The sequence below is a fragment of the Actinomadura rubrisoli genome (assembly GCF_004349215.1).
GTDB classification, from domain to species: Bacteria; Actinomycetota; Actinomycetes; order Streptosporangiales; family Streptosporangiaceae; genus Spirillospora; species Spirillospora rubrisoli.
In genome coordinates this window covers 1-7,246 of sequence record NZ_SMKU01000419.1, presented here as the reverse complement: position 1 = coordinate 7,246, position 7,246 = coordinate 1, and the positions used below count along the sequence as shown (strand labels likewise).

General features: G+C 73.9%; 7 protein-coding genes. 1 reads left to right on the top strand and 6 read right to left on the bottom strand.

The genetic code is table 11. The features are described 5' to 3' along the window. The 3 genes from E1298_RS41630 to E1298_RS41620 all read right to left on the bottom strand — a co-directional run. Positions 1-973: branched-chain amino acid ABC transporter permease (locus E1298_RS41630; protein WP_243726162.1), on the bottom strand; the 973-nt coding region annotated here is incomplete at its 3' end. Continuing rightward, positions 970-1,869: a branched-chain amino acid ABC transporter permease gene (locus E1298_RS41625; RefSeq protein WP_131902896.1), complete on the bottom strand. Its 900-nt coding sequence runs from the start codon at positions 1,867-1,869 to the stop codon at positions 970-972. The genes E1298_RS41630 and E1298_RS41625, both read right to left, overlap by 4 nt. Further along, positions 1,866-3,017 carry a branched-chain amino acid ABC transporter substrate-binding protein gene (locus E1298_RS41620; RefSeq protein WP_165975919.1) on the bottom strand — a complete coding sequence of 384 codons (1,152 nt, stop codon included), beginning with the start codon at positions 3,015-3,017 and terminating at the stop codon, positions 1,866-1,868. Before E1298_RS41620 ends, E1298_RS41625 begins: the two co-directional genes overlap by 4 nt. A gap of 212 nt (positions 3,018-3,229) precedes the next feature. Between E1298_RS41620 and E1298_RS41615 the strand changes: the two genes are divergently transcribed. Beyond that, a complete protein-coding gene (locus E1298_RS41615) occupies positions 3,230-4,207 on the top strand; it encodes an ornithine cyclodeaminase family protein (protein WP_131902894.1) in 978 nt (325 codons plus the stop codon). A 45-nt stretch (positions 4,208-4,252) separates the two neighbouring features. Here E1298_RS41615 and E1298_RS41610 read toward each other — a convergent pair whose 3' ends face one another. The 3 genes from E1298_RS41610 to E1298_RS41600 all read right to left on the bottom strand — a co-directional run. After that, positions 4,253-5,182 (bottom strand): ABC transporter substrate-binding protein, encoded by a 930-nt coding sequence (locus E1298_RS41610; protein ID WP_131902893.1) that lies wholly within the window; start codon positions 5,180-5,182, stop codon positions 4,253-4,255. After that, entirely contained in the window at positions 5,182-6,351 is a 1,170-nt protein-coding gene (locus E1298_RS41605; RefSeq protein WP_131902892.1) for an LLM class flavin-dependent oxidoreductase, read from the bottom strand. The genes E1298_RS41610 and E1298_RS41605 overlap by 1 nt, the downstream gene beginning before the upstream one ends. Then, positions 6,341-7,246: LLM class flavin-dependent oxidoreductase (locus tag E1298_RS41600; RefSeq protein ID WP_131902891.1), on the bottom strand; the 906-nt coding region annotated here is incomplete at its 5' end. The genes E1298_RS41600 and E1298_RS41605, both read right to left, overlap by 11 nt.

Below are 7,246 nucleotides of genomic sequence, written 5' to 3'. Positions count from 1 at the left end.
GCAGCCCGAGCCGGCGGGGGCGGGCGGGCCAGACGCCCTGCGGGCGCAGGAGCACGATGAGGATCAGCAGCAGCGCGAAGAACAGCCCCCGGTACTCCTGGACGGACCGCAGCACCTCGGGCAGCGCGATGATGACGACCGCGCCGACGATCACGCCGGGCCGGCTGCCCATCCCGCCGATGATCACCACGAGCAGGATCATCAGCGAGGTCAGGAACGTGAAGCTGGACGGGTCCACCGTGCCGAGCTGCGCGGCGTTGAGCGGGCCCGCGACCGCGCCGACCGCGGCGCCGATCACGTAGGCGAGCAGCTTCACCCGCCGCGTCGGCACCCCGACGGCCTCCGCCGCGCGGTCGTCGGACCGGACGGCCCGCCACGCGTAGGCGAGCCGCGTCCTGGCCAGCAGCCCGGTCGCGGCGAGGACGGCGACGAAGAACGCCAGCGCCAGGTAGTAGAAGTCCGGCGGGGTGACGATCTCCCGGCCGCCGATCACGACCGGCGGGATGCCGGTGAGGCCGTTCGGGCCGCCGGTCACCTCCAGGTTGATGACCGTGATCCGGATGATCTCGCCGAAGCCGAGCGTGACGATGGCGAGGTAGTCGCTGCGCAGCCGCAGCGTCGGATAGCCGATCACGACCCCGGCGGCGGCCGCCGCGAGCACCGCCGCGGGCAGCGTGAGCCAGAAGTTCCACCCCAGCTTCACCATCAGCAGCCCGGCGGTGTAGGCGCCGATCGCGAAGAACGCCGCGAACCCGAGGTCGAGCAGCCCGGCGTACCCGACGACGATGTTGATCCCGAGGCCGAGGATCGCGTAGATCAGGATCGTCCCGGCGACGGTGACCGCGTAGTCGTCCAGGACCCGCCCGGCCACGAGCGCGACCAGGATCAGCAGCGCCCAGCCGCCCTGGAGGGCGGTCGCGCGGGCCAGCACGCGGGCGAGCGCGTCCCGGCCCGGCATCCCCGGGGCCCTCACGCGCGCTCCACGACGCGCTCGCCGAACAGCCCGGTCGGGCGCAGCGCCAGCACGCCGATCAGCAGCCCGAAGATGATCACGTCGGTCCAGCGGGACGAGACGTACCCGGCCGAGAACGACTGGACGAGCCCGATGCACACGCCCGCGGCCATCGTCCCCGGCAGGTTCCCGATCCCGCCGAGCACGGCGGCGGTGAACGCGCGCAGCCCGATGAGGAACCCCATTCCGAAGCTGATCTGCGTGTAGTACAGGCCGTACATCACGCCCGCCGCGCCCGCCAGCAGCGAGCCGATGAAGAACGTCGCGAGGATGAGCCGCTCGACGTCGATGCCCTGGAGGCGGGCCGCGTCGCGGTCCATCGCGAGGGCGCGCATCGCCGTCCCGGTGACCGTGCGGGTCACGAACAGCCACAGGCCCACCATCAGCGCCACCGCCAGCAGGACCAGGACGAGCTGCCCGTAGGTGACCCGGACCGCGCCGCTGAGGATCTGCCCGCCGTCCAGCGCGTTCGGGTACGACTTGAACCGGGCGTCGGTCAGCACCTTGACGCCCTCCTCCAGCGCCAGCGACACCCCGATCGCGGCGATCAGCAGCGCGAGGCGGGGCGAGGCCAGCAGCGGGACGTAGGCGACGCGGGCGATGCCGGTGCCGATGACGCCGGTGGCCAGGGCGCCCGCCACGACCGCGGCGAGCACGGCGGGCAGCGCCATCCCGCCGGTGACGCCCAGCGTGGTCAGCACCCCGAACCCGGCGAACGCGCCGATCATGAACACGTCCCCGTGCGCGAAGTTGATCAGCCGGACCACCCCGTAGATCATCGAGTAGCCGAGCGCGATGAGCGCGAGGAACGAGCCGATCGTCAGGCCGTTCACCAGGTACTGGACGAAGTCGCTCATGAGGTCTGGGCGTCGACCCAGGTGGCGCCGGTCTTGTCGAGCTTCTTGTAGCCGGTGAAGGCGCCCTTCTGGACGTGGACGGTGATGTACAGCGGGTCCGTGCGGTCGCCCTTCTGGTCGAAGGTGATCGGACCGGTGATGCCGGGGAAGTCCTTGATCGCGTGCAGGGCCTTGGTGATGTCGGGGCCCTTCGTCGACCCGGTGTCGGCGACGGCCTTCGCGATGAGCTTGACCGCGTCGTACTCGTACACCGAGAACGGCCCGGGGTCGGCGCCGGCCTTGGCCTTGTAGGCGGTGACGAAGGCCGACGCGGCCGGCAGGTCCTTGGCGAGCGGCGCCGTGGTGGCGATGTAGCCGTCGGCGGCGGGCCCCGCCGTCTTCAGGACGGTCGCGTCGGTCGTGGCGTCCCCGCCCATCAGCGTGAACTTCAGCCCGAGCTGCCGGCGCTGCTTCATCAGCAGGCCCGCCTCGGCGAAGTAGCCGGTGAAGTACAGCACGTCCGGCTTCGTGGACGCGACCTTGGTGAGGACCGGGCTGTAGTCGGACTGCCCCGGCTGCAGCGCGTCCTCGTAGACGACCTGCCCGCCGAGCCGCTTGACCGACCCGGCCGCCGCGTCCGCGAGGCCCTTGGCGTAGGTGGTGTTGTCGTGCAGCAGCGCGACGCGCCTGGCGCCGAGCGGCCCGGTCATGAACTTGGCCGCGACGAGGCCCTGGTTGTCGTCGCGGCCGCACGTCCGGAAGACCTTGCCCTTGCCGGTGTCGGTGAGCGAGGGGTTGGTGGAGGCGTCCATGATGAACGGGACGTTCCGCCGCCCGAAGATCGGGATCGCGGGCACGGCGGCGCCCGAGCAGTAGCCGCCCGCGACCGCCACGACCTTGCTGTTCAGCAGCTTCTGCGCGGCCTGCGCGCCCTGCTGGGCGCTGCACGCGTCGTCCGCCTCGATGATCTTGACGGTGCGGCCCTTGACGCCGCCGGCCTTGTTGAGCTCCTCGGCGGCGACCTTCGCCGCGGCCAGGATGTCCTGCCCGGCGGACGCGGAGTCGCCGCTCAGCGGCGCGGGCACGCCGATCCTGAGCTCGTCGGACCCGCCGGAGCCGCCGGAGCCGCAGCCGGCGAGCGGGGCCAGCAGCAGTCCGGCGCCGGCCACGGTGAGAACAGGGAATCGGAGTCGGCGGTCCCGCGGCATCAAGGGAGTCATCGGCGCTTCTCCGTCGCTCGTCAGGCGGGTTGGCAAAAGCGTGGTTGGTCGCGGCACGGGCGTCGAGACGAGCAAGCGCGCGATCTCGTGGGGAGATCCGTAAGCACCGCTTGCCCTTCCGGCCTCGACAGCGGCGCCGCCGGGTCGCCAGGATCGGCCCCATGGCCGATGTGCTGCTGCTTTCCGCCGCCGACGTGCGCGCCGTCTTCGACCTGCCCGCCGCCATCGCCTCCCAGCGGGCCGCGTTCGGCGCGCTCGGCCGGGGCGAGGCGCGGCCGGCGCCCCGGCTGCTGCTGGACGGCCCGGACGGCGGCGTGGCGTTCTGCTACGTCTCCCGCCTCCCGGGGACCGGCGCCGTCGCCAAGTTCGGGAGCGTCACCCCGGGCAACGCCGGGCGCGGCCTGCCGACCGTCTCCGCGCTGGTCACCGTCCAGGACCCGGTGGACGGGTGGCCCGTCGCCGTCATCGAGGGCGAGGCGGTCACCACCCTGCGGACCTCGGCGGCGAGCGCGGTCGCGGCCGACCATCTCGCGGTGCCGGACGCGTCGCGCCTCGCGGTGATCGGGTGCGGGCCGCAGGGCCGCGCGCACGTCGGGGCCATCGCCCAGGTCCGTCCCCTTGCGCGCGTCGCGATGGCCTGCCGGAACCCCGCGACGTGCACCGCCGCTGCGGACCTGGCGGCCGAGCTGGACCTGCCGGTCGAGACGGCGCCGTCCGCCCGCGACGCCGTGGCGGGCGCCGACATCGTCGTCACCGCCACCACGAGCAGCGAGCCCGTCGTCCTCGGCGCCTGGCTGGAACCCGGCTGCACCGTCCTGAGCGTCGGGTCGTTCCACCCCGACCGCACCGAGGTGGACGAGGACGTCCTGGCCCGCGCCGCGTCCATCGTGGTGGACCACGTCCCGACGGCGCTGGAGCAGGCCGGGCCCATCGTCGCGGGCATCCGCGCCGGCCGCCTCAAGCCCGACCGGCCGCGTCCCCTCGGCCCGATCGTCGCCGGGCTCGCCGAGGGCCGGGCGTCCCGCGAGGACATCGTCTTCTACAACAGCGTCGGCCTGGGCGTCCAGGACACGGCCGCCGCCACCGTCATCGTCGAACGGGCGCGTGCCACCGGCGCCGGGCGGCTTGTCACCCTGTGACGCGCCGCCCGGCGCCGGCCCGGCCCTGCCTTCAAGACGCTGCCGTCAGGACGTGCGGGCCGCCCCGACCGGCTCCGCCACGCCCGGCAGGACCGCGTCCGCGACCGTGATCCTCCGGTCGACCAGCCCGGCGGCGTGGAAGAGGTCGGCCGCGCGCTGCTGCTCGGCGACGAACTCCTCGCTCACCGGCTCCAGCCCGAACGGCCGCTGCCGCAGGGCGTGCTCCCAAGCGGCCACGTCGCCGCCGTCGTCGGCGGCGAACAGCTTCGCCGCCTCGCCCGGGTTCTCCTTGATCCAGGCGTCCGACTCGCGCAGCGCGGCGACGATCGCGTCCAGCTCCTCGCGGCGCTCCTCGGCGAAGTCGCGGCGCGTGAACCACAGCGACCGGTGGCTGAACAGGCCGTCGGTCTCGATGAGCGTGCGCGGGGACGCCTCGCGCTCCACGCGGGTCAGCGCCGGGTAGGAGCCGACCCAGGCGTCGACCTCGCGGTCCAGGAACAGCTGCGCGGCGTCGCCGTAGGCGTCCACCGGCTCGATGTCCTTCCAGCCGAGCCCGGCGCCGTCCAGCGCGAACAGCAGCAGCGTCGTCTGCCAGGAGCCATGCCCGAGCGCGACCCGCCTGCCCTTGAGATCGGCGGGCGAGGCGATGCCCGAGTCCTCGTGGACGACGAGCCGCCCGTTCTCGTGCCTCGGGCCCGACGTCGCCACGTACACGATGTCGTGGCCCTTGGCCTGCGCGGTGACCGGCGGGGTCGAGCCGGTGCCGATGAAGTCGTACCCGCCGTCGAAGAGGTGGTCGCCGTGCGCGGACGGCAGCCCCTCGGCAGGGGACGTCCGCTCCCCGGACGGCAGGGACCGGAAGTCCACCCATTCGACGTCGGGGAGCGAACGCTCCAGGATGCCCCGGTGGCGCAGCACCCAGAGGGAGTTGTTGTGCGGGAAGTAGCCCACGCGGACGGGCTTGGGGTCGGGCATCAGACGGTTCCTCTCGTTGCGGAGATCGGGGTGCGTTCGCGGAGGTCGCGGCCGCGCAGCAGCGGCAGCACCCGCTCGCCCACGCGGTAGGACTCCTCCAGGTGGGGGACGCCGGCGAGGATGAACGCGTCCACGCCGAGGCCGATCAGCTCGTCCAGCCGCGCGGCGACCTGCGCGTAGCTGCCGACCAGGCCGAACGCGGGGCCGCCGCGCAGCAGGTGGAACCCGCCCCACACGTTCGGCGCCGCCTCCAGCTCGCGGAAGTGCGTGACGGGCCAGTCGACGAAGGACGAGCTGCGCAGCCACCCGACCGAGTCGCCGGACGCCTCCGGCCCGCGCAGCTGGGCGGGGTCGACGTGCCGCCAGCCGCGCCGGATCTCCTCCCACGCCTCCTCCTCGGTCTCCCGGGCGAGCACGTCGATGCGCACCGCGAACCTCGGCGCCCGCCCGAGCGCCTCGGTGTGCTCGCGGACCTGCGCGAACTTGGCGGCCAGCGCCTCGAACGGCTCCAGCCACGACAGGTAGTGGTCGGCGTGCCGGCCGGCCGCGCGGATCGCGGCGGGCGAGGAGCCCGAGAAGTAGATCTCCGGGAACGGCTGCCGGGCGAGCGGCCCGGGCAGCCCGGCGCCCTCCACCCGGTAGAAGCGGCCCTCGTAGTCGAACGGGCCGCCGTCCCACACGCCCTTCAGCACGTCCAGGAACTCCGAGGTCCGCGCGTACCGGTCGTCGTGGTCGACCTTGTCGCCCCACCAGAGCTGCGCGGGCCCGCCGCCGCCGGAGATGACGTTGTAGACCACGCGCCCGCCGGTCGCCCGCTGGAGGCTCGCCGACATCCGCGCCGCCTGCACCGGGTGCAGGAACCCCGGCTGGTAGGCGATCATGAACCGGTAGGTGGTGGTCTCGCGGGCCAGGCTCGCGGCCGCCGCCCACGGGTCGTCGGTGAACGGGAACGACGGCAGCAGCCCGCCGACGAACCCCGACAGCTCCGACGCCCGCGCCACGTCCGCCATGTGGTCGAGGTTGCTGTACCCGTCGCCGCGGCCTCCGCGCACGCCGGGCGTGATCGCGCCGGGCTCGCCCGGCGCCCAGTCCCCGCGGCTCGCGACGCGGCGGCGCAGCGAGCGCTGGTCGCCGTGGGTGCCGATCCGCCAGTAGATGTCAATCGGCATGCGTGTGCTCCCCCTTCGTGTCCGGTGCGGCCGCCGTGCCCGGTGCGGCCAGCAGGGGGAGCAGGTGCTCGCCCAGCCGGTAGGTCTCCTCGATGTAGGGCGCGGCCTCCAGCACGAACGTGGTGACGCCGCGCGCCGCGTAGCCGCCGATCGCGTCCGCGACGCCCGCGTACGAGCCGACGAGCCCGGCGGGCGGCGCTCCGGCGGCGTCGCGGCGGGCCGCCTCGGCCGCCGCCTCCTCCTCGTCCTCGCGCGCCAGCACGGGCAGGGTCAGCCCGTACGCCACGGTCCGGCCGTGGTCGGCGGCCCGTCCGCCGAGGTCGGCGATGAGCGCGTCCAGGTCGTCCCCGTGGTCGAAGACGTGCACGTCGGCGTGACGCGCCGACAGGTCGAGCGCCTCCGGCGACGTGCCCGTCAGCTGGACGCGGGGGAACGGGCGCCTGGACAGCGGCTGCTGGAAGCCGCCCGCCAGCACGTGGAAGAACCGTCCCTCGTAGGTGTAGGAGTCCTCGCGCCACACGCCCTTGGCGATGGTGAGGAACTCGTCCGCCCGCGCATAGCGGTCGGGGCCCTCCACGAAGTCGCCCTGCGCCCGCGCGACGGACGGGTCGAGGTCCACCGACAGCCGCCAGTCGAGGCGCCCGCCGGAGAACCGCTGGAGCGACGCCGACACCTTCGCCGCGTACACGGGCGTGGCGACGCCGGGATGCAGGCCCGCCACGCCGCGCAGCCACCGGCTCGCCCGCAGCAGCCCCGACGTGACGACGACCGACTCCTCGCCGCCGGGATCGAACGGAGCCAGCGCGCCGTCGAAGCCGACGATCTCGGCGGCGCGGCCGACCTGCGCTAGATGGTCGAAAGATCTGTTCCGGGGGGTGTGGGGGGTCGTCCCCCC